This is a genomic window from Marinobacter sp. UBA5687 (assembly GCF_002420325.1).
In the GTDB taxonomy this organism is placed as follows: domain Bacteria; phylum Pseudomonadota; class Gammaproteobacteria; order Pseudomonadales; family Oleiphilaceae; genus Marinobacter; species Marinobacter nauticus.
Genome location: NZ_DIHV01000061.1, coordinates 3,700 through 29,359 on the forward strand (window position 1 = coordinate 3,700; position 25,660 = coordinate 29,359).

Genomic DNA, 25,660 nt, shown 5'->3' on the forward strand with positions numbered 1-25,660 from the left:
CTGCTGCAAGGGAACCACCACGGCGTCCAGGTCTCCGGCAATCACTTCGTCGAGCTTGTACAGAGTCAGGTTGATACGATGATCCGTTACCCGGCCCTGGGGGAAGTTGTAGGTTCGGATACGTTCGGAACGGTCACCGCTGCCCACCAGGCTTTTACGGGTTTCCGCCATGCTTTTCTGCTGTTTCTCCAGCTCGGCATTCTGAAGGCGGGAGGCCAGCAGGCTCAGGGCCTTGGCGCGGTTCTTGTGCTGGGAACGCTCTTCCTGGCATTCCACCACAATACCCGTAGGCAGGTGGGTAATACGGATCGCCGAGTCAGTTTTGTTCACGTGCTGACCACCGGCACCGGAGGAGCGGAAGGTATCCACCCGCAGGTCCGCTTTGTTGATCTCGACTGCTTCGGCTTCGTCGGCCTCCGGCATCACGGCAACCGTGCAGGCCGAGGTGTGAATGCGGCCCTGGGATTCGGTTTCCGGCACTCTCTGCACCCGGTGCGCACCGGATTCAAATTTCAGCGTGCCATAAACACCATCGCCAGAGAGGCGGGCGATGATTTCCTTGAAACCGCCGTGCTCCCCTTCATTTTCGCTGAGCACCTCGACCTGCCACCGGCGTTTCTCGGCATAGCGGGAATACATGCGAAACAGGTCGCCGGCAAAGATAGCGGCTTCATCGCCCCCGGTGCCGGCACGGATTTCCAGGAACACATTCTTGGTGTCATTGGGGTCTTTGGGCAGCATTAAACGCTGCAATTCTTCGTCCAGCTCTTCACTGCGAGCCCGGGCACTGGCCAGCTCCTCTTCGGCCATTTCCCGCATGTCTGCATCGCCGTCTTTGGCCAGCTCCGTGGCCGCATCGATGTCCTCCAGAGACTGTCGCCAAGCCTGAAAACACTTGACCACCGGTTCAATCTCGGCAAATTCGCGGGACAGGTCCCGGAATTTATCCTGATTGGCAATCACCGAAGCATCACTCAGCAACGCGTTCACCTCCTCGAACCGTTCAACAAGCTGTTCGAGGCGGGACTGGATGGATGGTTTCATAGTTTTTCCGTGGTGGTGGGCTCGTCAGCTTCCAGTGCGTCCAGCTGGTAAAGCTCCCTCAGGCATTCGGTCACTTCGGTACGGCCTTCGGCCATCGCCTTGCGTACCTGAACCGAGGGTTGGTGCAGAAGTTTGTTGGTCAGGCCCCGTGCCAGTGAGCGCAGGGCCGTCTCCGGATCGGTGCCGTTGCGCAGGGCGCGCAAGGCTTTTTCGGTTTCGACATCGCGCAGCAATTCTGCACGCTGACGGAACACCTTGAGAGTGGAAACCGCATCCAGGGCACGCAGCTGATCCAGAAAATCCTGAACGCCACTGCTGATCAGGTTTTCCGCCTCCCGGGCCGCGCCTTCCCGGGAGCGAATATTCTCTTCAATCACCTGGCGCAGGTCGTCTACGGTATAGAGGTAGACGTCGGCCAGTGACGCCACTTCCGGTTCAATATCCCGGGGCACGGCAATGTCGACCATGAAATAGGGCCGGTGCTTGCGCTTCTTCAACGCCCTTTCCACCGCGCCTTTGCCCAGAATCGGCAAGGGGCTCGCGGTGGAGGAAATCACGATATCCACGTCGGAAAGATGATCCGGAATTTCCGACAGCAGAATGCCTTTACCGCCGTGGGCTTCTGCCAGCGCCTGGGCCTTCTCCAGTGTACGGTTGGCCACCAGGAAACTGCGCACACCGGCTTCTGCCAGGTGCCTGGCGACCAGTTCAATGGTTTTCCCGGCACCAATCAGCAGCGCCTTGTTGCGGGACATGTCCGCAAAAATGTGGTGCGCCATGCTAACCGAGGCATAGGCAACCGACACCGGGTTTTCACCAATGGCCGTCTGGGTGCGTACCCGCTTGGCTACTGAAAAGGTCTGCTCGAACAACCGGGATAGGAAGGAGCCAGTGGCGCTGTGTTCCCGCGCCAGGGCATAGGCATCCTTGAGCTGGCCCAGAATCTGCGGTTCGCCCAACACCATGGAGTCCAGGCCGGCGGCCACCCGCATCATATGACGAACCGCGTCGGAATCCCGATGCACATAGAGTACGTTTTCAAGATCGGCCACATCCAGCTCGTGGAAGCCGGCCAGCCAGCGCAGCACTGAGGGGGCGCAGTCATCATCCCCGGCCAGATAGAGCTCCGTCCGGTTGCAGGTGGACAGGATAGCCGCCTCGCTGGCACCGGAGGCAGCACGGAGTTCTGAAAAGGCCTCGGCCATTCGCTCCGGCGTGAACGCCACACGCTCGCGGATCTCCACGGGTGCGGTGCGATGGTTGATTCCCAGCGTTACTAGTGCCATTTGGAGTACAGAAAACCCTGCCCTGATTATGGATAATCACTCGCCATTCTACCGGGGCAACTGCTCAGTCGCCACCCGAAAACCCGTCGCCTTCGGCAAGTGCGGACAGGTTGGGCAAGTTCAGACGCTTATGCCATTATAGGGCCTTGGCCGTGGCCGCAACCCGATCTGCCTCAATTACCGGGCAGAAAACGGTTTTCACTGACCTATCGCCGATAGCACACAGGAAGTTGCATGCAAAAATCCGCACCGTATCTGGTTACCTGCCTGTTGGGACTCACTCTCGTCACACTTCCGGGCTGCGCTGTATTTTCTGGCACTCCGGAACCCGCCAACGAGGTAACCGAGACCGATACCCCTGCAGCTACCCCGCCTGCCACGCCCATCAACTATGCCGAATTCGAACCGGAAGTGCTGTACCAGCTTCTGTCGGCTGAAGTGGCCGGCCAGCGTGGCCGTTACGATGTCACCCTGGTCAATTACCTCCAGGCTGCAAAAACCTCACGGGACACCGGCGTGATCGAGCGGGCCATGCGGATCGCCCAGTCCCTGAATGCAGACAATGCCCAGCAACAACTGGCTACGCTCTGGCTGGATGTGGACCCCGACAATCTGGAGGCACATCGGATTTCGGCCATTCAGGCAGTCAAACGCCAGAAACTGGAAAACGCCCTGTTCCATATGGAACAGATCATGGACCAGGGAGAAGACGCGGACTTTGACAGCCTGGCAGCCATGGCCGCCGGCCTGCCGCCAGTCCAGCAACAGGAGCTGCTGACGCTCTACAGTCAACTGGCTGTGAAGCACCCGGAAAACCCCGAACTCCAGTACAGCATTGCCCTGCTGCAAAAAATTACCGGCACCCCGACCGTCGCCCTCCGGCAAATCAACCAGTTGCTTGAGCAAGAGCCGAACTTCCAGCCGGCCATCATCCTCAAGGGGGACCTGCTCTACCAGACCGGGCAAAAACGTGAGGCACTGAATTACCTGACCACCAACACCCGGCGCTTCCCGGCCAACCGCCAGATGGGCACCCTCTATGGCCGCATGCTGATTAACGAGGGAGAGCTGCAGGCGGCCCAGGACGAATTTGAACGGCTGGTAAAACGCTATCCGGACACGCCGGGGCTGAGACTTTCACACGCTCTGGTCGCCCTGGAAAACCAGCAGCCCGCATTGGCCCGGGAGGAACTGACCCGCCTGATAGAGCAGGGCCACCACGAGGACGAAGCCAGCTACTACCTGGGGCGCATCGAGGAAGATGCCGGCAATACGGACCAGGCGATCGAGTACTACCAGAGCGTGGAACGGGGAAATTATTTCTTCCCGTCGCTGGCCCGCGCCAGCGAACTGCAGGCCCAGGCGGGCGATCTGGACCAGGCCATTGCCCACATCCAGAGCCTGCGCGAACGAGCCCCGGACCACGCCGAGAAATTCTGGCTGCTGGAGGTGAATCTGCTGATCGATCAGGAGCAAAATGAACAAGCCCTGACCGCAGCCGATTCTGCGCTGGAAAACTACCCTAACAACGTTGAACTGCGCTATGCACGGGCCATGCTGCAAGACACCATGGGAGAACCGGCTGGCGCAGAGCAGGACCTGAAAACCATCCTTGAAGCGCAACCGGAAAATGCCGTTGCCCTGAACGCCCTGGGCTACATTCTGACGGTGCGTACTGATCGCCTGGATGAAGCCCGCGGTTATATTGAAAAAGCCCTTGAGCTGGACCCGGAAAACCCGGCCATTCTCGACAGCATGGGCTGGGTACTGTTCCGCCAGGGCGAAACGGATCAGGCCCTCGACTTCCTGGCCCGGGCCTGGGAAGCCTACCCGGACCCGGAAGTAGCAGCACACTATGGCGAAGTTCTGTGGGTAACCGGCAATGAAGAACAGGCTCGCATCATCTGGGAAGAAGGGCTGGACCAGAACCCGGACCATGAAATTCTTCGGGAAACCATCGACCGGCTGACCAGCGATGGGGCCGACCAATGATCCGAAGATTACTTGCCATGGCGCTGCTGACCGGCGCCATGGCCGGCTGTACCACCATCCAGCTGGAACCTTTGCCCGAAGGCATGACAAACCAGCCCCCGGCCGACTGGGCCGAGCGCAGCAACCAACTGAGCCGGTTTGATCAGTGGCAACTGAGAGGAAAGCTGGCGGTAAAACAACCCTCAGACAGCGGCACCGCCATTATCAACAACTGGCGCCAGCAGGGTGAAAGCTACGACCTCTCGCTGTCATCCTCTTTTCTGGGCATGGGCACGACACGGCTCAAGGGCGTTCCGGGCTTCATTGAACTGACCCTGGCCAATGGTGAGACCTACCAGTCCTCAGACCCGGAAACACTGGTGGCCGCCGCCACAGGGTGGAACCTGCCCATCGACAACCTCGCCTGGTGGGTTCGGGGATTGCCAGCACCGGACGGTGATTTCCGCCTGCTGTTCGATGAACAGCGCCAACTGGCCATCCTGCGTCAGAATGGCTGGGAAATTCGCTATGACCGCTGGCAGCCCTTCATTGACAGCCTGCCCGCGCTTCCTGCCCGGATAACCGCCCTGAACGGAGACAAGCGGGTACGCGTGGTCATCAGCGAATGGCAACAAGAGGACTGAGTATTGCTAACCCGGATTACCCTGCCTTCGCCAGCCAAACTCAATCTGTTCCTGCACATCGTTGGCCGGCGCCCGGACGGATACCACGAGCTCCAGACCCTGTTCCAGTTTCTGGACTATGGCGACGAACTCACGTTCACACTGACTCCGGAGCAGCCCGGCATACGACTGGCAGAACCCGTATCAGGCGTTCCGGACAATGACAACCTGGTAATCAGGGCAGCCAAAGCCCTGGCCGCAACCACCGAGAACACGCTCCCCGGCGTTACCATTCACATCCACAAGCGCTTGCCCATGGGCGGCGGCCTGGGTGGCGGCAGCTCCAACGCCGCAACCACCCTGCTTGCAATGAACCGCCTCTGGGAACTGAATCTGGGCGAAGACCAGCTTGCAGAAATCGGCCTGCGCCTGGGCGCCGATGTGCCGGTATTTGTGCGTGGCCATGCAGCCTTTGGCGAGGGTGTCGGCGAAAAGCTGACCCCCACAAACCCGCCGGAAGACTGGTTTGTGGTGCTCAAACCCGAGTGCAACATCAGCACCGGAAAGATTTTTTCAGCCGAAGGGTTGACAAGGGACACACCAAAAATCAAAATACGCCCCGCTTTTGAGGGAGACGCCTCGAGGTACCGAAACGACTGTGAGGATGTAGTTCGAAAACTGTATCCTGAGGTTAACCAGAGCCTGGAGTGGCTTTCACAATTCGGACCTGCAAGATTAACCGGAACCGGGGCTTGCATTTTTGGACGTTTCCCGACAGAATCCGCAGCCCGGATTATCTGGGAAAGCAAACCCTCCGGCATCACGGGGTTCGTAGCTAAAGGGGTGAACCATTCACCTCTGCACAAAAAGCTGACAGAGCTGAAATGATGCCAAAAAAGCACGATGATATTGGGGTGTCGCCAAGTGGTAAGGCAACGGGTTTTGATCCCGTCATGCGCAGGTTCGAATCCTGCCACCCCAGCCACCTTTCTCCCGCTTCTTCTGAATCAAACGCCGATACTGAGAAGGATGCTGTCGTGTCCAAATTGATGATTTTCGCTGGCAATGCCAACCCCGAACTTGCGCGTGATATTGCCAGAAAACTCCATATTCCCATGGGCCAGGCCACTGTAGGCCGCTTCAGCGATGGCGAGACCACCGTTGAAATCAATGAGAATGTTCGTGGTCACGACGTTTTCATTATCCAGCCCACCTGCTACCCCACCAACGACAACCTGATGGAACTGATCGTGATGGCTGACGCCCTGCGTCGTGCATCCGCCACACGAATCACCGCCGTTATTCCTTACTACGGCTATGCCCGTCAGGATCGTCGCGTTCGCTCTACCCGGGTAGCCATCAGCGCCAAAGTGGTCGCCGACATGATCTCCAGCATTGGCGTGGATCGTGTGCTGACCGTAGACCTGCACGCCGACCAGATTCAGGGCTTCTTCGATATCCCGGTGGACAACATCTACGCCACCCCGGTACTGCTTGAAGACATTGAAAAACAGCGGTTCGAGAACTTTGTCGTCGTATCTCCGGACGTAGGCGGCGTTGTCCGCGCCCGCGCTGTTGCCAAGCGCCTGGATGATGCCGACCTGGCCATCATCGACAAGCGCCGCCCCAAGGCCAACGTTTCCCAGGTAATGCACATCATCGGTGACGTCCGCGACAAGACCTGCATCCTGGTGGATGACATCGTCGACACCGCCGGCACACTGTGCAAAGCCGCCAACGCGCTCAAAGAGCACGGCGCCTCCCGCGTGGTTGCCTACATTACTCACCCGGTACTTTCCGGCCCGGCCATCGAGAACATCAACAACTCGGAGCTGGACGAACTGGTGGTGTGCGACACCATCCCGCTGGGTGACAAAGCCAAAAATTGTGATAGAATCCGCCCCCTCAGCATGGCTGGGCTGCTCGCCGAATCCATTCGCCGCGTGAGCAACGAAGAGTCCATCAGTGCCATGTTCGAGAACGTCTGAACAGCCTTATCGCTGTAACCCTCAGACTTAGAGGCAGTTTCCGGGTCGGGAGTCCAACAGGGCTCCCGACTCTTTTAGTCGATCGGAAAACTCCGGTCTTTTTGAAATGCTCATCTGTTCAGAGCCTGGTCGCGGGCCGCTCAGATGACCAACGAGGTAATTACCATGTCTCAGGATTTTGTAATTGAAGCATTTCCTCGTGACGATCAGGGGAAAGGTGCGAGCCGCCGCCTGCGTCGCGAAGAGCGTAAGATTCCGGCCATCATCTACGGTGGCGGCAAAGACGCAACTCCGGTCGCCATCTGGCACAACGAGCTGAAAAAGGCCATCGAAAACGAAGCCTTCTTCTCTCACATCCTGACCGTCGACATTCAGGGCAAAAAAGAGAGCGTGATCCTGAAGGATCTGCAGCGTCATCCGTACAAGCCCATCCTGACTCACGCCGACTTCCTGCGCGTTGACAAGGACCACGAGATTCACGTTAACGTACCGCTGCACTTCATCAACGAAGACACAGCTCCGGCCGTGAAACTCCAGGGTGGCATTGTTTCCCACACCATGACCGAAGTTGAAGTGATCTGTCTGCCGCAGAACCTGCCCGAGTTCATCGAAGTCGACCTGAACGAAGTCGAGATGGATCAGGTAGTTCACCTGAGCGACCTGAAACTGCCGAAAGGCGTTAAAGTTGCCGCTCTGCAGCAGGGCGAAGACCACGACCTGCCAGTTGCCTCTATCCACAAGCCGAAAGGCGCCAAGGCGGACGACGCTGAAGGCGAGGAAGGCGAAGAAGGCGGCGAGGAGTAATAACTCCGGGGGCAACGGCGAATGGCACAGGATATTGTCATGGTGGTTGGACTGGGAAATCCCGGTTCCGACTACGAGAATACCCGCCACAACGCCGGCGCCCTGTTCGTCGAAGCGCTGGCCCGCGAAGCGGGTCAGACGCTCCGTCCCGAAAAGAAGTATCACGGGCTATACGCCCGCATTCAGTGGCAGGGCCTGGACCTGCACTTACTGAACCCCAGTACCTTTATGAACCGCAGCGGCACTGCCATCAAGGCCCTGGCGGACTTCTTCAAGATCTCCCCTGAACAGATTCTGGTTGCCCACGACGAGCTTGACCTGCCTCCCGGCACGGCCAAACTCAAGAAAGGCGGCGGCCACGGCGGCCACAACGGGCTGCGCGACACCATCGCCCATCTGGGCACCAACGATTTCCAGCGCCTGCGCCTTGGCATAGGCCACCCCGGCGACAGCCGCAAAGTCACCGGTTTTGTACTGGGCCGACTGGGCAAACAGGAAACCGAACAATTGACCGCCGTGTTTGACGAAGTCATGCGGGTATTACCGGATGCCGCCAGCGGCAAACTGGCTGCCGCCATGAACCGTTTGCACAGCTTCAAACCAACGCCCTGAGCAAGGCACATCCCCTTACTCGCACCCTTACCGATACACCGGTATAATCCGCCCAAATTTTTCAGTTCCAGCAGAGGCATTCCATGGGATTTAACTGCGGCATCGTCGGCCTTCCCAACGTCGGCAAATCCACCCTGTTCAACGCACTGACCAAAGCCGGCATCGGCGCGGAAAACTTCCCGTTCTGCACCATCGAGCCGAACGCCGGCGTGGTGGCCATGCCAGACCCGCGCCTCACCAGACTGGCGGAGATCGTCAAGCCGGAGCGGGTGGTGCCCACCACCATGGAGTTCGTCGACATCGCCGGCCTGGTCGCCGGCGCCTCCAAGGGCGAAGGCCTGGGCAACCAGTTCCTGGCCAACATCCGCCAGACCGATGCCATTGCTCACGTGGTGCGCTGCTTTGAAGACGGCAACGTCATCCACGTGGCCAACAAGGTAGATCCTGCTTCCGACATCGAAGTGATCAACACCGAGCTGGCCCTGGCCGATCTCGACACCGTAGAGAAAGCCATCAAACGCGTCCAGCGCGTCGCCAAGAGTGGCGACAAAGAAGCCAAGGCCCAACTGGAAATGTTTGAAAAACTGTTGCCGGTACTGAACGAAGGCAAGCCAGTGCGCAGCATGGGCCTGGACAAAGACCAGACGGCACTGATTCGCGAGCTTTGCCTGCTTACCGTCAAACCCACCATGTACATCGCCAACGTGAACGAAGACGGCTTCGAGAACAATCCCCACCTGGACAAGGTGCGTGAGATTGCCGCTTCTGAAAACGCAGTCGTGGTACCCATCTGCAACAAGCTGGAAGCCGAGATCTCTGAACTGGAAGACGAAGAGAAATCCATGTTCCTGGACGAAATGGGCATGGAAGAACCTGGGCTGGACCGTGTGATCCGCGCCGGTTACGGCCTGCTTGGCCTGCAAACGTACTTTACCGCCGGCGTGAAGGAAGTGCGTGCCTGGACCGTCAGAATCGGCGCCACAGCCCCTCAGGCGGCTGGCGTTATCCACACCGACTTCGAACGCGGCTTCATCCGGGCTGAGGTGGTGAGCTACGACGATTTCGTACAGTACAACGGCGAAGCCGGCGCCAAAGATGCCGGCAAATGGCGCCTGGAGGGCAAAGATTACATCGTCAAAGACGGCGACGTTATTCACTTCCGGTTCAACGTGTAATTTTCGGTATTTTTTGGCCGTAAAGCCTTGACAGGCTGAGCCCAAATACCGAAAATACGCGCCTCGTTTGGGGCGTGTCCCGAAGCGAAATGGCAAGGTAGCTCAGTTGGTTAGAGCACAGCACTCATAATGCTGGGGTCGGCGGTTCGACTCCGCCCCTTGCTACCAGTATTCTGAAAGCCCGGTTCGAAAGAACCGGGCTTTTTCAGTTCTGGGGACGACCCCACCCTTCCCGGGAACAGAACGCGGGACGACCCGCCTACGCTACTCCCAACACCATGCGAACCACAAAAGACCGAATCCGCCAGGCCATTTCCTTTGAAGTGATCGGCCTGCTCATATCAACTCCCCTGGCCGCCTTTGTCTTTGGCCTGGATCTTGGGGAAACCGGTGTACTTGCCGCCATCGGTGCTACCATGGCCACCCTGTGGAACTATATCTTCAACCTGATGTTTGATCACGGCCTGAAGCGGTTCACCGGCACTACCCGGAAAACCCTCAAGCTGCGCTTCCTGCATGCCATCAGTTTCGAGTTCGGGCTGATGCTGGCGTTCCTCCCGGTGATCGCCTGGTGGCTCGATATCGGCCTGCTGGAGGCGCTGATCGTGGATATCGCCTTTGTGGTGTTTTACCTGGTTTACGCCTTTGTGTTTACCTGGTGCTACGATACCGTGTTTCCCGATAACGATGCCGGCCCGGCATCTGCCAACCAGATCCGTTAAACCGAACAAAAGGCTGCCCGCTGCCATGCAGGAATCAATCACCTCCGGCGTTTCCCTGGATCGCCTGAAGCGTATTACCCGCCACTTCGACGAGAACTACATTCAACCCGGCAAGATCCCGGGGGCGGTCACACTGGTGGCCCGGCATGGCAAGGTTCTCTGGTGTGAAGCCCAGGGCCTGAGAGATGTCGAACGCAACCTGCCCATGGAACGGGATACCGTGTTCCGCATCTACTCCATGACCAAGCCCATCACCTCCATCGCCATGATGCAGCTGTATGAGCAAGGCAAATTTCTGCTGAACGACCCGGTACACAAGTACATTCCCTCCTGGCGAAACCTTCAGGTGTACAAGGGTGGCCGCTACCCGGATTTCGAAACCGAACCGGCAACCACCACCATGACCATCCGGGACCTGATGACTCACACCTCCGGGCTGACCTACGGTTTCACCGAGCGAACAGAAGTCGATGCCGCCTATCGCCAGCTGAAACTGGATGGCAGTTCGATCCTGACCCTGGACAAGCTGGTGGATCGCCTTGCAGAACTGCCACTGGAGTTCTCACCGGGCACCGCGTGGAACTATTCCGTATCCACCGATGTACTGGGTTACCTGGTTGAGCTGTTATCCGGCAAGCCACTGGATGCGTACTTCCGTGAGCACATTTTCGAACCACTGGGCATGGCCGACACCGGCTTTCAGGTCCAGCAGGACCAGCAGGAACGTTTCGCTGCCTGCTACCTGTACCAACCCGGCGACACCATGAAGCTACAGGACGACCCGGAGCGCTCCCGCTACCTGAAGGAGCCAAAGTTCCTGTCTGGCGGAGGTGGACTGGTGTCCACCATTGATGACTATTTCAGGTTCGCCCAGGCCCTCTGCCAGGGTGGAGCGTATCAGGGCCAACGCATCATCGGGCGCAAAACCCTGGAATTCATGCGCCTGAACCACCTGCCTGGCGGCAAGGACCTGCCGGGGCTTTCTATTGGGGGCTTCAGCGAAACACCCTATGCCGGCAGTGGCTTCGGGCTGGGCTTTTCAGTGAAAACCGATGTTGCCAGTTCCGCCACCATCGGCTCCGAAGGCGAATTCGGCTGGGGCGGCCTGGCTAGCACCAGCTTCTTTATCGACCCGGTGGAAGATCTGGTGGTGATTTTCATGACCCAGCTGATGCCGTCTTCGTCCTACCCCATCCGACAGCAGCTCAGAGCTTTGGTATACGGTGTCCTGGACTGACTCCGCGTTCCACCTTATATCGGTATAACCGCTGGAACTGTGCCGAAGCCCGAATGCCTGTGGCATACTCGGCTCCTTAAACCAATAACGAACAATCCACCAGCAAGGAATGTTGTGATGAAACCAGCTACTCTCGCGTTGCACGCCGGCTTCAAGAGCGACCCGACCACCAAGGCCGCCACCACGCCCATTTACCAGACCACGTCTTACACCTTCGACGACACCCAGCATGGTGCCGACCTGTTTGACCTGAAGGTACAGGGCAACATCTATACCCGCATCATGAACCCCACCAACGCGGTTCTGGAAGAGCGTATGGCAGCGCTGGAAGGTGGTATTGGCGCACTGGCAGTAGCGTCCGGCATGGCGGCCATTACCTATGCCCTGCAAACCATCTGCAAGGTGGGCAACAACATCGTCAGCACCAGCCAGCTGTACGGCGGCACCTACAACCTGTTTGCCCACTCGCTGCCGAACCAGGGCATCGAATGCAAGATGGTGCCCCACGATGATTTTGCGGCGGTAGAGAGCGCCATCGATGACCAGACCCGGGCGCTGTTCTGTGAATCTATCGGCAACCCGGCCGGTAATGTGGTGGATATCCAGAAGTGGGCCGAGATTGCCCACAAGCACGGCATTCCGCTGATTGTCGATAACACTGTCGCCACGCCGTTTCTGTGCCGCCCGTTCGAGCATGGCGCGGATATCGTGATTCACTCCCTGACCAAGTACATCGGCGGCCACGGCACCACGGTGGCGGGGATTGTGGTGGACTCCGGCAAGTTCGACTGGAAAGCCAGCGCCGACAAGTTCCCGATGATGAACCAGCCCGACCCCTCCTACCACGGCGTGGTTTACACCGAAGCCCTGGGCGAAGCCGCTTTTATCGGCCGCTGTCGGGTGGTACCGCTTCGCAACACCGGCTCCGCCCTGTCGCCGTTCAATTCGTTCCTGATCATGCAGGGGCTGGAAACCCTGGCCCTGCGCATGGAACGCCACTGCGACAACGCCCAGAAGGTTGCCCAGTTCCTGCAGGATCATCCCGCCGTGGAATGGGTCAACTACGCCGGCCTCGCGAACAGCCCCTATAAGGCCACCTGCGACAAGATCTGTGACGGCAAGGCCTCCGGCATTCTCAGTTTCGGCATTAAAGGTGGCCGCGAAGCCGGCGCCAAATTCATCGATGCCCTGGATCTGATCCTGCGACTGGTGAACATTGGCGATGCCAAGTCCCTGGCTTGCCATCCGGCCACCACTACCCACCGCCAGCTCAATGCTGACGAGCTGAAAAGTGCGGGGGTCAGCGAAGACCTTGTACGGCTGTCGATCGGCATTGAAGATGCCGACGATATCATCGCCGATATCACTCAGGCCCTGGAAAAATCCCAGGCTTGATATCCCTCAACCGGGTACGACCAAAGTCGTGCCCGGTAACCCCGTGATTGCCCCTACCTGCCTTGTAACTGCCCTGACCGCCGATTACTCTTAAAGGTTCACCACACCCTTATCCGAGAGTTCCTGGCCAATGAGCGAAAGCGCAAAGCCCCGCATTACCAGTGGTTCCAAATTCCGTAACGAACACGGCTTCTCCGCCATCAAGGACGGCGTCAAGCGTTCATCATCAAACACGGAAGGCAAATCTCTGGAGCGCAAGCCGAAATGGCTGAGGGCGCGCATGCCGGGCGGCGAGCGCTACGATGCCGTGCGCCGGAACGTGACCGAGCACCGCCTGAGCACCGTCTGCCAGGAATCACATTGCCCCAACATTGGCGAATGCTGGACCAACGGCACCGCCACCATCATGGTGATGGGCTCTGTGTGCACCCGGGCCTGCAAATTCTGCGCAGTCGACACCGGCAACCCGAAAGGCTGGCTTGACCCGGAAGAGCCTGAAAACAGCGCCAAGTCTGTGGAACTGATGGGCCTGCGCTACATCGTGCTGACGTCGGTAGACCGTGACGACTTGCCCGACGGCGGCGCCGCGCACTACGCGGCCTGTGTCTCGGCCATCAAACAGCGTACCCCGGAGGTGGCGGTAGAAGCCCTGACCCCGGACTTTGATGCAGTAATGAGCGACGTGGAAAAAGTGGTGGATTCCGGACTGGACGTGTTCGCCCAGAACGTGGAAACCGTCAAGCGCCTGACCAGTCGTGTGCGAGACCCCCGTGCCGGTTACGAAAAAACCCTGAGCGTACTGGCCCACGCCAAGAAACATCGGCCAGATGTGCTCACCAAAACCAGCCTGATGCTGGGTCTGGGTGAAACCGAAGAGGAAATCCTTGAAACCATGGACGATCTGCGCGCCATTGGTGTGGATATTCTCACCCTGGGCCAGTACCTGCGCCCCACGCCGAACCACCTGCCGGTGGAGCGCTACGTCACCCCGGAAGAATTCAACCGTTACCGCGACATTGGTCTGGAAAAAGGTTTCATGGAAGTGCCGTCCGGCCCCATGGTTCGCTCCAGCTACCGGGCCGACCGGGTATTCGACAAGAACAATCTGGGCCTGAGCGTGCCGGAGGTTCCCGTGCCCGACAAGGCGATGCAGATTCCGGTCAAGGCCGTTGACTGAGAGCCGCCAATGCTGACCCTGTTGCGAAATATCCGGCTGAAGTACAAATTCTGGTTGCTGAATATTCTCGTGTTTGCGGTGCTGTGTCTGCTGGTGCTTTATGCCATGCAGGTGATCGCGGGCCAGACCGAATCCAGCTTCAGCCAGGTATTTGCAGACACCGCGCCGGGCTTTGCACTGATCGTGGCGGTGCTCATGGCGCTGGAGATGGCCGGTTCCCAACTGCTGATTTCCTTTATCGAACGCCATGTTAACCGGCTCAAGGACACCATGGTTGCGGTGCAGACCAGCGGCGACCTGAGCCGTCGGGCCGACGTCGACTCCCGGGATGAAATTGGCGAAATGGCCGCTGCCTTCAATGCGATGCAGGATCGTACATCTGATGTCGTTCGCAGCATGAAAACGGCCACCGAGCACCTGCACCAGGAGGTCGAATCTCTCACCCAGCGGGCCGCCGCACGCAGGGACAGCCTCACGCGGCAACAGGAAGGCGCCAACCGCTCAGCCGAATCCGTTGAGGCCATGCTGCAAAGCTTTGTCGGCATTGCCGAACAGGCAGGCATTGCCAAAACCCTGTCAACAGAAGCCCGGGAAACTGCGGTAAATGGCAGCCAACGGGTCAGCCAGAGCGCCGACAGCATTCGCAGGCTGGCGAGTGTGGTTCGCCAGTCTGCTGGCAGCGTACAGTCACTGGCCGAAAACAGCCATGAGATTGGCCAGACCATTACCGAAATCAAGGGCATTGCCGAGCAAACCAACCTGCTGGCCCTCAATGCCGCCATAGAAGCCGCCCGCGCGGGCGAACAGGGCCGGGGCTTTGCGGTGGTTGCCGAAGAAGTCCGTAACCTGGCGCGCCGGGTTCAGGACTCCACCGACCAGATCCAGACCACCCTGGATCGCCTGTTGGCCTCCATGAATACCGCTGTCGAACAGATGACGGGGAGCTCAGACGACGCCGAGCGATGCGTGGAAGAATCCGAAAAGGGGCGCCAGGCCCTGGAAGCCATTAACGAGGTGGTCGGTCGTATCGACCGGACCAATCAGGAAATCGCGGATATGTCTGCCGAACAGACCGCCGATACCGATCAGGTTCTGACCAATGTTCAGGACATCCGGGAGACTACCCGGAACATGGTTGTCCAGCTCTCGGAAAGCGCGGATATGACGCAACGTCTGGAGCAACTGATCCGTTCACTGGAAGAAGCCTCGGCAAAGGTCACAGTTCGCTGAGGTTTGTGGCACACTCTGCACTCGTTTTTGACTGCAGAGTTGTAACTCATGAATCGCCTTGGCGCCTTCTACGACCGTTTTATCCTGCCCCACCCCTGGATTGTTCTGGCCCTGTTTGCCCTGCTACTGGCACTGACCGCGCTGCGTTTTGATCAGTTCCGGCTGGATGCCTCGGCAGAATCCCTGGTGCTGGAAAACGATCGTTCGCTGGAGCAGTACCGACAGGTAAACCAGACCTTCACCACCTCTGACGATTTCCTGGTGGTCACCTACACCCCCAACGAGCCCCTGTTCACCACCGAAGGCCTGTCGCGGTTAAGGGCTCTTCGCGACGACTTGCAGGCTCTTGAGGCCGTCGGTTCCACCAACAGCATTCTGAATGTACCGCTGCTGCACAGTCCGGACCTTACCCTGGACACCGTCGACAGCGAGATCAAAACGCTGGATGAACACGATGTGGCTCCGGCGACCGGCCGACAGGCGTTGCTGGACAACCCCATGTACCCAAACCTGCTCATCAGCGAGGACGGCAAGACCACGGCCATCCAGGTCAACCTGCCAACCCCGGGCCGCTATTTTGACTTACTCAACCAGCGTAACGAACTCCGGGAAAAGGTGAATCGGGGCGAGGCCAGCGAGGCCGAGCGGACGCAACTTGAGCAGACAAGCGACGAATTTATCCGCTACACCGAGCAACTGGGTGAAGAGCGTGATGCCACCATCAATCAGGTTCGCGCCATACTGGAGCAATACCGCGACCACGCCAGCATCCACCTGGGCGGCGTGCCCATGATTGTCGCCGACATGATCCGGTTTATTGAAAACGATCTCTCCACTTTCGGCTTCGGGGTATTGGCTTTCCTGCTGCTCACCCTGGCGATTATTTTCCGGCAATGGCGTTGGGTCGTGGTACCACTGTTGTGTTGCGGTTTTACCGTCTGGCTGATGGTCGGATTTCTGGGCTGGGCCCAATGGCCGGTGACAGTGATTTCGTCCAACTTTATCTCGCTGCTACTGATCATGACCCTGTCGCTCACCATCCACCTGATTGTGCGCTACCGGGAATTCCAGCATGACGAGCCCGAGGCTGCGCCAAACAACATCCTGCGCAACACCCTGATGACCATGATCCGACCGTGCTTCTATATGGCGATCACCACCATTGTTGCCTTCGGCTCCCTCACCTTCAGCGGCATCCGGCCGGTCATCGATTTTGGCTGGATGATGACCCTGGGGCTGACCGTGGCTTTTCTCATTACTTTCTTGATCTTCCCGGCCCTGTTGAGCCTGCTGCCACCCCCGATCGACCAGCGCGTGAGCTCAGACAAGGTGCCCTTCACCGATGCCTTCGCCCGCTTCACCGAGCGGTTCAGCGGGACGGTCCTGGTCAGTTCCGGGGTCATTGCCGTGCTCTGCGTGATTGGCCTGAACCGACTGACGGTAGAGAACAGCTTCATTGATTACTTCAAGTCCTCCACCGAAATCCATCAAGGCATGGTCACCATAGACGACCGACTGGGGGGCACCACGCCGCTGGATGTGGTCATTACCGATCAACCCGCCCCGGATAACGCCAACGCGGATCCATTCGCCAGTGACTGCGACCCGTTTGTAGAAGACTGCGGTGACGAGGAATACCGGGACACCTGGTACACCTATCAGAAAATGCGCCAACTCGGTGAGGTGCATGATTACCTGCATAGCCTGCCGGAGACCGGCAAAGTCCTGTCCATACAGACCACACTCGAACTGCTGGCCCAGGTTAACGGAGGTGAGCCCCTGGACGCCCTGGAGCTGGCCTTTGTGCCCGCCGCCGTACCGGACGATCTACAGGATATTCTGCTGACCCCTTATATTTCTGAGGAGCAGGACAAGGCGCGATTCAGTATCCGCATACTCGAAACCATGCCAGACCTGCGTCGACAGGAGCTGCTGGATGACATTCGCCACCACCTGAGCACCGAACTCGGTTACGACCGGGATCGCATACTGCTCTCAGGCATGACAGTGATGTACAACAACATGCTTCAGAGCCTGTTCGATTCCCAGATCAAAACCATCGGCGTGGTGTTTGGCGCTATCCTGGTCATGTTTCTGATCCTGTTCCGTTCCGTGAAGCTGGCGCTGGTGGGTATGGCACCCAACCTGATTGCCGCAGGCTCAGTACTGGGGCTGATGGGCTGGCTGGGCATTCCACTGGATATGATGACCATTACCGTGGCGGCCATCACCGTCGGGATTGCGGTAGATGACACCATCCACTACATCCATCGCTTCAAAACCGAGTTCGCCAAAGACGGCGACTACCTGGCCACCATGCATCGCTGTCACCGCAGTATCGGCCAGGCCATGTTCTACACCTCGCTGACCATCATTGCCGGTTTCTCCATACTGGTGCTGTCGAACTTCATTCCCACCATTTATTTTGGCCTGTTCACCGGTTTTGCCATGTTCATGGCCTTGCTGGGTGCACTCACCCTACTGCCCAGGCTGATCATTCTGGTTCGACCGTTTAATTCCCCATAACAAAAAACCCCGCCGGGGCCAGGCTCCGGCGGGGTTTCTCGCAAACACACAGACTCAGCGGATTACTGCTGGCCCTGAGGTTGCATCATCTGACGCTGTTGTTGCATCTGCTGCTGCATCTGCTTCATGCGGCGATCCAGCTCATCACGCTGCTCCTGGGTGAACACCGCATCTACCTTCGCCTGCATCAGGGCAGAAAGTGCTGCAATTTCACCGGTCACATCACCGAGTTTGGCGGCATTGTCACGAATGGCAGATTCGTCGTAATCCGGCTTGATCTGCTCTTGCAGGTCTTCCTGCAGCGAGCGGGCATCCTGGCGCAGTTCGCCGATCTCGCCCTGCATGTCGTCGATGATGCCGCGAATCTCGGTTTGCTGTTCTTCAGACAGCCCCACCATCTGCGCGAGCTGGGCAACCTGATCCGGCTGACCACCCGGCGACTGCTGTGCGATCGCCGGCGCTGAGATAGTCAGGGCGACAAGTGCGGAACCGATGAATTTTGCGAGCTTCATACTGTTCTCCATCATTGAGGCGGCTTGTCGGGAGCCACCACGGATTGGCTTTAATCATTTGAAGTGACACCCTAAAGCATTCACCTACTTCATTTCACCCCGATATCCCTTCAATTTGTACAGGTTCTCAGTTTGATTCGCTCTGAGGGCGCGGCACTGGCGGGATTTGATGAATGTGAAAATTTAGTCATTCCCCTGCATAATGGCGCCCTCAATCAATCAGCGGAGTAAACACCATGGCCATTAACTGGTTTCCCGGGCATATGCACAAGGCCCGAAAGGAGATCAAGAAAGTCATGCCCCAGATGGACCTCATCATCGAGGTGGTGGACGCCCGGATTCCCTTCAGTAGTGAGAATCCGCTGGTGCCTTCGCTGCGTGGCGATACCCCGCTGATCAAGGTGCTTAACAAGCGAGACCTGGCCGACCCGGTCATCACCGAGCAATGGCTGGCCTGGCTGGAGCAGGAACGGGGCGTGCGTGCGGTCACGCTCACACACAATCAACGCCAGGAAGCCCTGGGCATCCTCAAGCTGGCGGAAGAGATGACGCCCGGGCATGATCGACAGAAAAGCGCCTTGAGGGTGATGATCCTGGGCATCCCGAACGTCGGCAAATCCACACTGATCAATACCCTGGCTGGCCGGCCCGCCGCCAAGACTGGTAACGAGCCAGCAGTTACCCGGGCACAACAGGCCATCAAACTGCCGGATAACGTTCTGCTCTACGATACCCCTGGCTTCCTCTGGCCCAAGCTGTCGCCGGTGCAATGCGGCTATCGCCTGGCAATAACCGGCGCAATCCGCAGTGCTGTACTGGATTTCGAGGATGTTGCGCTGTTCGAGGCGGATTATCTGATTGCCCACTACCCGGAGCTCGTCGTCAACCGCTACGGGCTGGACGAAACACCCGTAGATGGGCTGGCACTGATGGATGCCATCGCCGTAAAACGCCGTTTCCTGGGCCGCGGCGGGGTACCGGATCTGCACAAGGTTTCCGAAGTGCTGCTGAACGAACTCCGGGCCGGGACGCTGGGCCGGATCTCACTGGAAACGCCGGATATGGTGGAACAGGAACTGGTCGAAGCACAAGCCCGGGAACAGGCCGAGGCGGAAGAGAGAGCAAGAAAAGACGAGCAGCGCAAGAAGAAGAAACGCTAGCCGGAGTCGGCGTAAAAGCCAAACCCGCAAAGACTAAAGTTTGGGCATAAGACTAGCCTTTTTTGCTATACTTGATTTAAATCAAGGTGACTGAAACCAGATGTTTCAGCATTGGCACCCATGGGAATCCGCCGCATGCCCAGGTATCCGGATCGCCCAGGGTGTCCGCCCCGAACGCAGGCAAAAGCCTTACCTGTTGGGGCTGAGGACGCACCGCACACGCTTCGGTGCGGTTTTGAATGGATCAACCCGGATGGTTCGTCAACTATGGCCCAGGCAATTCGACTTCACCAAGTATCCCCTCTCAAGGCCTCCTGTCACCAGTGCAGCCTGAGCAACCTGTGTCTACCTCTGGCCATTGAAGAGAACGATCTTGATCGCCTTGAGGACATTGTCCAGCAGGGGAAAATCTATAACCGCGGCGAGCATATTTTCGATCAGAGTACCCCGGTTCGCTCCTGCTTTGCGGTCAAGAGCGGCTCCATCAAAACATCCATTATTACCGAAGGCGGTGAAGAACAGGTAACCGGTTTCTTCATGCCTGGTGAACTGGTGGGGCTGGACAGCATGAGCAGCGAGAACTATGCCTGCACGGCCAAAGCGCTGGAACGTACCAGCGTATGTGAATTCCCGGTCGACAGGCTTGAGGAACTCACCGGCAAGCTGCCGGAACTGCAGCACCACATGTATCACCTGATGAGCCAGGAAATTCAGAACAGCCATCAGCTGGCGATGCTGCTCAGCAAGAATACCGCCGAAGAGCGCATTGCGGCGCTTTTGCTCTCGCTGTCCAGCCGCTTCCGCCGTCGTCGTATGTCGGCTACCAATTTCAGCCTGCCCATGGCCAGGAACGACATTGCCAACTTCCTGGGCCTGGCAGTTGAAACCGTGAGCCGGGTTTTCACCCGCTTCCAGAATCAGGGCATCATCCGCGCTCGCGGGCGGGAAGTGGAACTGCTGGATGTGGAAGCGCTGCAAATGGTAACGCGGGATTTCGCCCGTCAGGGCCAGTAAGCACCAACCAGTCACACACCCTGAGCGGGTTCAGGAATTTGCCGGAACCCGCTCAGCGCTGTTCGATTCCTTCAACATCGCCACCTCTTCAGACAACCAGGTGCGCCACGGCATCTGTTTTATGCCGAAGGTATTGCGGATCTTGGTACAGACCATAGTGGTGTTTACCGGTTCGATGTGACCCCAGTCGGGCACCTCGTCCACCACCTTGATTCCCTCAGGAATGCCGGGCATGCCGGCTATCGCCAACCCAAGTTCATACAGATTGATCTCTTCTGCCCCGGCATACTGGTAGGTACCCCAGACTTCAGCACCACAATCGATCTGGAGCGCCACTGCCACGATCACCCTCGCCAGATCCTTCACCGCCACCGGCTGCCCCTGACAGCGGCCGGGCAAAGACAGGCCACCTTGCGCCGTACTTTGCTGAACCTTGCCGATAAATCGGGCCAGGCTCCAGCCGGTACGCAGAATAATATGCCGCGGGAGCTGCGTTCTCAGGGCCTGCTCACATTCCCATTGCCAGCGACCCAGCTCGTTAACAGGCTGCCCTGGATTCGACGCTATGTAGGCACCCTGTTTACGGCCATCAAACACATAACATGAAGAAAGCTGCAGTAAAGCCATTTTGCGCTCACGGGCATGCTCGGCCAGCGCCAACGGCAATGAAAACGCCGCTTCGTGAGTCGCCTCCCGGTTTTTCTCCGCCTTTTCCGGATCCGCGAGCCACAACGCATTGATAATCAGCGCGGTGTCTTCAGGAATCCAGTTATCCAGGGCATGCAGGTCGACATTGGCAGGATCACTGACCAGCAAAGGACTGATCCGCAGATGCGTTTCCCGCAGGCGCTCCAACAGCACCTTGCCAAGCGGGCCATAGTCGTGAACAACAAGTACATGCACGTGGAAACAACGCCTCCGGAATATCACTGATGTGACGGATGTCAGGAAACACTCGGGCCAATGGCTCGGAACACTACTTTACTGCAGTATCATGCAGCCTGAAACGTCAGCCTTACGGGGAGCCGGTGAACGCTCCCGGATCGACAAGCATACAACAACGGGAATCCCAATGCTGAAACAACAGAGCCATATAGTGGCCCCTATCCCCGATGAACTAAGAACCCGGGCTCTTTATACCGTCAGTGAGCTCAAAGGCCGCGGCAAAGCCGACAAGCAGGCCATCGACCAGCTGTATGAGCTCATCGTTGAACTGACCGAATCCGGGCTGGATTTCTTTTTCCTTGAGCCACTACGCCGCCTGAATGCCGGCAGCATGATGATGGGAATGGCCAAAATGGGCATCAGCAGCATGCTCAAGGGCAGCAAAATGGTGATTCACAAAGTCCTCAAGAAACTGGACGACCGCAGCCTGGCGGCGATTCTCGATTTCATCGAAGAAATCATTCATGAACCCGAGGCACCCGCGACGTAACGCCGGTGAGCAACTCATAGCCAATAGTACCGGCGTAACCGGCCACCTCGTCGACACTCACGGTTTTGCCCCAGAGCTCCACCAGGTCGCCCTCACGGGCCTCAGGGACGGCACTCAGGTCTACTGCCAGCATGTCCATGGATACCCGCCCCAGCAAACGGATTCGCTGGCCGCGCACAGCGGCTGGCGTTCCGGTACCCGCGTGACGCGGGTAGCCATCGGCATAACCAATGGCCACCATGCCCATCCGGGTATCCTGACTGGCCGTCCAGGAAGCGCCATACCCTACCGACTCCCCGGCACGGACCACGCGTGTGGTAATCAGAGGCGCCTGCAAGGTCATCGCAGGGCAAAGCCCCAGCTCCGCACCGGTTTTGCCCTCCATGGGTGACGCCCCGTAGAGCATGATCCCCGGGCGGCTCCACTCGTACAGCGGCTGATTCGGGCGAAAGTGAGCCGCAGAATTGCCAACGCTACGCATCAAATCCGGCCAGGGGGCTACTGCCCGCTCAAAAATCCGGGTCTGGAGCCCGGTCATTTCGCTGTCCGAATCATCGGCACAGGCAAAATGAGTGACAAAACCAATCGCAAGATGCTTCAGGCCCGCTTCCTCAAGCCCGGCCATCACCTCCGGCAGCTCTTCGGGCCGGAAGCCCAGACGGTTCATGCCAGTATTGACCTTGATCCAGAATCTGGGAGAACGCCCCGCACCGAGCCACGATAACTGTTGCTGACAGTGGAGCACCGGTTCAAAACCCGACCGCTCACATTCGGCCAGATCATCCTTTTGATGGGTGCCCTGCAGCAGCACCACGCTGTGCCGATGGCCGGCACCGCGAATGGCTATGGCTTCCTCGATACAGGCCACCGCAAACCGGCTGGTCTCCGGGGCCAGAGCATCAGCAACCGAGCGAATGCCATGGCCATAGCCATCGGCTTTGACCACCGCCATGGCATAGGCGGTTCCGGCCAGTTCCCGGGCCCGGCGGAAATTGTGTTTCAGGGCGTCAAGATCAATGCGGGCAACGGTGGGGCGTGGCATTAATAATCCCCACCGTAATCGCTGTAATCGCCGTGCGCCAGGTCTTCGAATTTGGTGTATTTACCGATGAACGCGAGACGGATGGTACCGATCGGGCCATTCCGCTGCTTACCAATAATGATCTCGGCAATGCCCTTATCCGGCGTATCCTCGTTGTAGACCTCATCCCGGTATACGAACATGATCACATCGGCATCCTGCTCGATCGCACCGGATTCCCGCAGGTCCGAGTTGACCGGGCGTTTGTTGGGGCGCTGCTCCAGACTCCGGTTCAACTGGGACAGCGCCACAACCGGGCAGCCCAGTTCTTTGGCAATACCCTTGAGTGAGCGTGAGATTTCAGAAATCTCCGCAGTCCGGCCTTCAGTGTTACCCGGCACCCGCATCAACTGCAGGTAGTCGACCATGATCAGACCAATCTTGCCGCCGTTCTCCCGCGCCACCCGACGGGCCCTGGAGCGCATTTCTGTCGGGCTCAGGCCTGGCGTGTCATCGATGTAAAGCGGCTTATCCTTCAACAAACTCACGGCGGAAGTAAGCCTGGGCCAGTCATCCTCCTCCAGCTTGCCGCCCCGCACTTTGGTCTGATCAATGCGACCGAGCGATGACAACATACGCATGGCCAGGGCATCCGCGGGCATCTCCATACTGAAAACCAGTATCGGGGTGCCGGTGCTGATCAGGGCGTTCTCAACAATGTTCATGGCAAAGGTGGTCTTACCCATAGAGGGCCGCCCCGCCACAATGATCAAGTCGGCTGGCTGCATACCGGAGGTCTGGTCGTCCAGGTCCCGGAAACCAGTAGTCAAACCGGTCGTCTGCTCGCCGGATTCAAACAGCTCTTCAATCCGGCTGAGTGTGGTAGCCAGGATGGGGTTGATGGCCTTGGGACCGGAACCTTCTTTAGTACGTGCCTCGGCGATCTGGAACACACTGCGTTCTGCTTCGTCCAGGATATCGTTACTTTTTCGCCCCTGCGGGTTGAAGGCTGAATCGGAGATCTTGCCGGACACCTCCACCAGCTGCCGCAAAATGGAGCGTTCGCGAACAATGTCAGCGTAGGCCCTGATATTGGCGGCACCGGGTGTTTTCTCGGCCAGTTCCGCCAGATAAGACAGACCACCGGCATCCTCGATATCGCCGGCCCGTTCCAGAAACTCGGCCAGGGTAACCACATCCAGCGGCTCGCTCTCGCTGGCGAGGCGCTCCACGGCGCCGAAAATCAGGCGATGGTCCTGCCGGTAAAAATCAGCCGCTGAAATAATTTCGGCGATCTCGTCAAACCGACGGTTGTCCAGCATCAGGCCGCCGAGCACCGCCTGTTCAGCCTCGACCGAATGCGGCGGGACCTTGATGCGACTGGTTTCCGGATCAATAGAAGCAGGTTTCAGAGTGGGATTGGCCATAGACACCGACATCAGGGAAATGAACAAATGAGGTTACAAGAATACCAGAAAGCAACGGGCCCGAAACCGTCTCCGGCTCGGGCCCGTTTTTCAGCACGGAAACCTGTGGCTTCAGTGCTGGTTGAATCGACCTGTCACTGGGCTACCGATTACTCGGCAACAACCGCCAGCTTGATGGTCACTTCAACGTCTGTGTGCAGCTGCAGCTCGATGTCGTACTCGCCGGTGACCCGGATCGGGCCTTCCGGCAGACGAACTTCGCTCTTCTCGACTTCAGTACCACCGGTAGACACTGCGTCAGCAATGTCACGAACACCGATAGAACCGAACAGCTTGCCTTCTTCACCGGCCTTGGAGGTGATGGTGAAGGAAGCGCCTTCCAGAGCTTCGGCACGGGCCTGGGCAGCAGCCAGCTTCTCAGCAGCAGCTTTTTCCAGCTCAGCGCGACGCTCTTCAAACGCCTTTACGTTTGCTTCCGTAGCAGGAACGGCCTTGCCGTACGGCAGCAGGAAATTACGACCGTAACCGGCCTTAACCTTTACCTTGTCACCCAGGGAGCCAAGGTTTGCGACTTTCTCGAGCAGAATAACTTCCATCTCGTTAACCTCTTCGTGCTTTATTCAGCCGGACCGGCGGGTATACGCCCCCGGATATCCAGCCAGCTATCCACAAAAGCCAGAACCACTAACAGCATCAACAGATTGGGACCCAGCAGAACCAGAGCAACGTAAAACATTGCCAGCCAGTTTCCGCTCCACTGCTTTCGAGCAAACACACCGTGCACCAGAGCCAACCCGGCCAGAACCAGCGGGGTGCCCGCAGCCCAGGCCAGCAGGATGGCATTCAGCCCAAGAATCGGGCCGACCACCATGGTGATGGCGCACACTACGGCTACCGCCGGCGATAACCTGAGGCCATGGAATTCCTTGCGGAATCCACCGGGGTTATACAACCCCGCCTGCCACGACCTTGCCAGCATCGTCATACCGATGGCGGTGGCAAAGTAGGTACCGGCCATGCTGGCGTTCATGGTGTCCCGGATAACCTGTTCCAGTTCACCACCCAGCGCACGGGCCATTTCAGTGTTGTACTGCTCGTAAACCTCGACACCAGCCTGAACCAGATCGTTCAGCAGCGCCGGATACATCACAGGCAACATCAGCCCGGTCAGTATCGCCAGAAAGGCACCGGACAACAGCGCTCTTTCCCAGGACAGCGTCGTCCGGATAATGGATGCCATCAGCATCACCTGCAGCAGCACCGCCAGCGCCGTGGGATCCTGGCCGTAAACGGCCCACCCG

24 protein-coding genes and 2 tRNA genes are annotated in these 25,660 nt (G+C 58.3%); 18 read left to right on the top strand and 8 right to left on the bottom strand.

The features are described 5' to 3' along the window. Both prfA and hemA read right to left on the bottom strand, forming a co-directional pair. Positions 1–1,044, bottom strand: a 1,044-nt coding sequence (prfA, locus tag B3Y70_RS06415) for a peptide chain release factor 1 (RefSeq protein WP_288589432.1), incomplete at its 3' end; no start/stop codon positions are given. Beyond that, a complete protein-coding gene (gene hemA / locus B3Y70_RS06420; RefSeq protein WP_011785824.1) occupies positions 1,041–2,330 on the bottom strand; it encodes a glutamyl-tRNA reductase in 1,290 nt (429 codons plus the stop codon). The genes prfA and hemA, both read right to left, overlap by 4 nt. Positions 2,331–2,564: 234 nt before the next feature. On the opposite strand from hemA, the gene B3Y70_RS06425 reads away from it, so the two are divergent. From B3Y70_RS06425 to B3Y70_RS06495, 15 genes are all read left to right on the top strand, one after another. Beyond that, positions 2,565–4,322: a tetratricopeptide repeat protein gene (locus tag B3Y70_RS06425; RefSeq protein WP_273029742.1), complete on the top strand. Its 1,758-nt coding sequence runs from the start codon at positions 2,565–2,567 to the stop codon at positions 4,320–4,322. After that, positions 4,319–4,945, top strand: coding sequence for a lipoprotein insertase outer membrane protein LolB (lolB, locus tag B3Y70_RS06430; protein ID WP_273029744.1), 627 nt, complete (start codon positions 4,319–4,321; stop codon positions 4,943–4,945). Before B3Y70_RS06425 ends, lolB begins: the two co-directional genes overlap by 4 nt. Positions 4,946–4,948: 3 nt before the next feature. Beyond that, a complete protein-coding gene (gene ispE, locus B3Y70_RS06435) occupies positions 4,949–5,812 on the top strand; it encodes a 4-(cytidine 5'-diphospho)-2-C-methyl-D-erythritol kinase (RefSeq protein ID WP_206854814.1) in 864 nt (287 codons plus the stop codon). Positions 5,813–5,834: 22 nt separating this feature from the next. Beyond that, a tRNA-Gln gene (locus B3Y70_RS06440) sits at positions 5,835–5,909 on the top strand. Between the two features lie 52 nt (positions 5,910–5,961). After that, entirely contained in the window at positions 5,962–6,912 is a 951-nt protein-coding gene (locus B3Y70_RS06445) for a ribose-phosphate diphosphokinase (RefSeq protein WP_011785828.1), read from the top strand. A 165-nt stretch (positions 6,913–7,077) separates the two neighbouring features. Further along, on the top strand, positions 7,078–7,716 hold the full coding sequence (locus B3Y70_RS06450) for a 50S ribosomal protein L25/general stress protein Ctc (RefSeq protein WP_011785829.1): 639 nt from the start codon (positions 7,078–7,080) through the stop codon (positions 7,714–7,716). Positions 7,717–7,737: 21 nt separating this feature from the next. Continuing rightward, positions 7,738–8,328, top strand: a complete 591-nt coding sequence (gene pth, locus B3Y70_RS06455) for an aminoacyl-tRNA hydrolase (RefSeq protein WP_011785830.1) — start codon at positions 7,738–7,740, stop codon at positions 8,326–8,328. A gap of 83 nt (positions 8,329–8,411) precedes the next feature. Further along, entirely contained in the window at positions 8,412–9,503 is a 1,092-nt protein-coding gene (gene ychF, locus B3Y70_RS06460; protein ID WP_286896903.1) for a redox-regulated ATPase YchF, read from the top strand. Between the two features lie 91 nt (positions 9,504–9,594). Then, a tRNA-Met gene (locus B3Y70_RS06465) sits at positions 9,595–9,671 on the top strand. Positions 9,672–9,781: 110 nt separating this feature from the next. Next, entirely contained in the window at positions 9,782–10,225 is a 444-nt protein-coding gene (locus B3Y70_RS06470; protein ID WP_022987823.1) for a PACE efflux transporter, read from the top strand. Between the two features lie 25 nt (positions 10,226–10,250). Continuing rightward, positions 10,251–11,462, top strand: coding sequence for a serine hydrolase domain-containing protein (locus B3Y70_RS06475; protein ID WP_273030657.1), 1,212 nt, complete (start codon positions 10,251–10,253; stop codon positions 11,460–11,462). Between the two features lie 117 nt (positions 11,463–11,579). Continuing rightward, positions 11,580–12,857, top strand: a complete 1,278-nt coding sequence (locus B3Y70_RS06480) for an O-acetylhomoserine aminocarboxypropyltransferase/cysteine synthase family protein (protein ID WP_286896905.1) — start codon at positions 11,580–11,582, stop codon at positions 12,855–12,857. A 130-nt stretch (positions 12,858–12,987) separates the two neighbouring features. Further along, positions 12,988–14,034: a lipoyl synthase gene (gene lipA / locus B3Y70_RS06485; RefSeq protein ID WP_273030653.1), complete on the top strand. Its 1,047-nt coding sequence runs from the start codon at positions 12,988–12,990 to the stop codon at positions 14,032–14,034. 9 nt (positions 14,035–14,043) lie between these two features. Then, positions 14,044–15,264 (top strand): methyl-accepting chemotaxis protein, encoded by a 1,221-nt coding sequence (locus B3Y70_RS06490; RefSeq protein ID WP_113879840.1) that lies wholly within the window; start codon positions 14,044–14,046, stop codon positions 15,262–15,264. Positions 15,265–15,312: 48 nt separating this feature from the next. Next, the gene (locus B3Y70_RS06495; protein ID WP_153740893.1) at positions 15,313–17,790 is read left to right on the top strand and encodes an efflux RND transporter permease subunit; all 2,478 of its coding nucleotides are present in this window, start codon (positions 15,313–15,315) and stop codon (positions 17,788–17,790) included. A 62-nt stretch (positions 17,791–17,852) separates the two neighbouring features. Here the strand turns inward: B3Y70_RS06495 and B3Y70_RS06500 are convergent, their stop codons facing one another. Beyond that, the gene (locus tag B3Y70_RS06500; RefSeq protein WP_014420689.1) at positions 17,853–18,302 is read right to left on the bottom strand and encodes a Spy/CpxP family protein refolding chaperone; all 450 of its coding nucleotides are present in this window, start codon (positions 18,300–18,302) and stop codon (positions 17,853–17,855) included. 236 nt (positions 18,303–18,538) lie between these two features. Here B3Y70_RS06500 and ylqF point away from each other — a divergent pair, with 236 nt between their 5' ends. Continuing rightward, the gene (gene ylqF, locus B3Y70_RS06505) at positions 18,539–19,462 is read left to right on the top strand and encodes a ribosome biogenesis GTPase YlqF (RefSeq protein ID WP_014420687.1); all 924 of its coding nucleotides are present in this window, start codon (positions 18,539–18,541) and stop codon (positions 19,460–19,462) included. A 267-nt stretch (positions 19,463–19,729) separates the two neighbouring features. Continuing rightward, entirely contained in the window at positions 19,730–20,476 is a 747-nt protein-coding gene (gene fnr, locus B3Y70_RS06510; RefSeq protein WP_011785841.1) for a fumarate/nitrate reduction transcriptional regulator Fnr, read from the top strand. A gap of 30 nt (positions 20,477–20,506) precedes the next feature. On the opposite strand, the gene B3Y70_RS06515 is transcribed toward fnr, so the two are convergent. Further along, positions 20,507–21,379 (bottom strand): SDR family oxidoreductase, encoded by an 873-nt coding sequence (locus B3Y70_RS06515; RefSeq protein WP_153740891.1) that lies wholly within the window; start codon positions 21,377–21,379, stop codon positions 20,507–20,509. Between the two features lie 169 nt (positions 21,380–21,548). Here B3Y70_RS06515 and B3Y70_RS06520 point away from each other — a divergent pair, with 169 nt between their 5' ends. After that, a complete protein-coding gene (locus B3Y70_RS06520; RefSeq protein ID WP_022991953.1) occupies positions 21,549–21,911 on the top strand; it encodes a hypothetical protein in 363 nt (120 codons plus the stop codon). Here the strand turns inward: B3Y70_RS06520 and alr are convergent. The 4 genes from alr to B3Y70_RS06540 form a co-directional block, all read right to left on the bottom strand. Next, the gene (alr, locus tag B3Y70_RS06525; protein ID WP_014420684.1) at positions 21,880–22,953 is read right to left on the bottom strand and encodes an alanine racemase; all 1,074 of its coding nucleotides are present in this window, start codon (positions 22,951–22,953) and stop codon (positions 21,880–21,882) included. The two genes, B3Y70_RS06520 and alr, sit on opposite strands and share 32 nt — an antisense overlap. Continuing rightward, positions 22,953–24,359 (bottom strand): replicative DNA helicase, encoded by a 1,407-nt coding sequence (dnaB, locus tag B3Y70_RS06530; RefSeq protein ID WP_014420683.1) that lies wholly within the window; start codon positions 24,357–24,359, stop codon positions 22,953–22,955. Before dnaB ends, alr begins: the two co-directional genes overlap by 1 nt. Before the next feature lie 149 nt (positions 24,360–24,508). Next, on the bottom strand, positions 24,509–24,955 hold the full coding sequence (gene rplI / locus B3Y70_RS06535) for a 50S ribosomal protein L9 (RefSeq protein ID WP_011785846.1): 447 nt from the start codon (positions 24,953–24,955) through the stop codon (positions 24,509–24,511). Positions 24,956–24,975: 20 nt separating this feature from the next. Beyond that, a partial coding sequence (locus B3Y70_RS06540; RefSeq protein WP_288589435.1) for a hypothetical protein occupies positions 24,976–25,660 on the bottom strand: 685 nt, incomplete at its 5' end.

Coding starts and splice junctions, on each gene's coding strand:
- hemA (WP_011785824.1), bottom strand. CDS start 2,330: ATGGCACTAGTAACGCTGGGAATCAACCATCGCACCGCACCCGTGGAG.
- B3Y70_RS06425 (WP_273029742.1), top strand. CDS start 2,565: ATGCAAAAATCCGCACCGTATCTGGTTACCTGCCTGTTGGGACTCACT.
- lolB (WP_273029744.1), top strand. CDS start 4,319: ATGATCCGAAGATTACTTGCCATGGCGCTGCTGACCGGCGCCATGGCC.
- B3Y70_RS06450 (WP_011785829.1), top strand. CDS start 7,078: ATGTCTCAGGATTTTGTAATTGAAGCATTTCCTCGTGACGATCAGGGG.
- pth (WP_011785830.1), top strand. CDS start 7,738: ATGGCACAGGATATTGTCATGGTGGTTGGACTGGGAAATCCCGGTTCC.
- ychF (WP_286896903.1), top strand. CDS start 8,412: ATGGGATTTAACTGCGGCATCGTCGGCCTTCCCAACGTCGGCAAATCC.
- B3Y70_RS06470 (WP_022987823.1), top strand. CDS start 9,782: ATGCGAACCACAAAAGACCGAATCCGCCAGGCCATTTCCTTTGAAGTG.
- B3Y70_RS06475 (WP_273030657.1), top strand. CDS start 10,251: ATGCAGGAATCAATCACCTCCGGCGTTTCCCTGGATCGCCTGAAGCGT.
- B3Y70_RS06480 (WP_286896905.1), top strand. CDS start 11,580: ATGAAACCAGCTACTCTCGCGTTGCACGCCGGCTTCAAGAGCGACCCG.
- lipA (WP_273030653.1), top strand. CDS start 12,988: ATGAGCGAAAGCGCAAAGCCCCGCATTACCAGTGGTTCCAAATTCCGT.
- B3Y70_RS06490 (WP_113879840.1), top strand. CDS start 14,044: ATGCTGACCCTGTTGCGAAATATCCGGCTGAAGTACAAATTCTGGTTG.
- B3Y70_RS06495 (WP_153740893.1), top strand. CDS start 15,313: ATGAATCGCCTTGGCGCCTTCTACGACCGTTTTATCCTGCCCCACCCC.
- B3Y70_RS06500 (WP_014420689.1), bottom strand. CDS start 18,302: ATGAAGCTCGCAAAATTCATCGGTTCCGCACTTGTCGCCCTGACTATC.
- ylqF (WP_014420687.1), top strand. CDS start 18,539: ATGGCCATTAACTGGTTTCCCGGGCATATGCACAAGGCCCGAAAGGAG.
- fnr (WP_011785841.1), top strand. CDS start 19,730: ATGGCCCAGGCAATTCGACTTCACCAAGTATCCCCTCTCAAGGCCTCC.
- B3Y70_RS06520 (WP_022991953.1), top strand. CDS start 21,549: ATGCTGAAACAACAGAGCCATATAGTGGCCCCTATCCCCGATGAACTA.
- alr (WP_014420684.1), bottom strand. CDS start 22,953: ATGCCACGCCCCACCGTTGCCCGCATTGATCTTGACGCCCTGAAACAC.
- dnaB (WP_014420683.1), bottom strand. CDS start 24,359: ATGGCCAATCCCACTCTGAAACCTGCTTCTATTGATCCGGAAACCAGT.
- rplI (WP_011785846.1), bottom strand. CDS start 24,955: ATGGAAGTTATTCTGCTCGAGAAAGTCGCAAACCTTGGCTCCCTGGGT.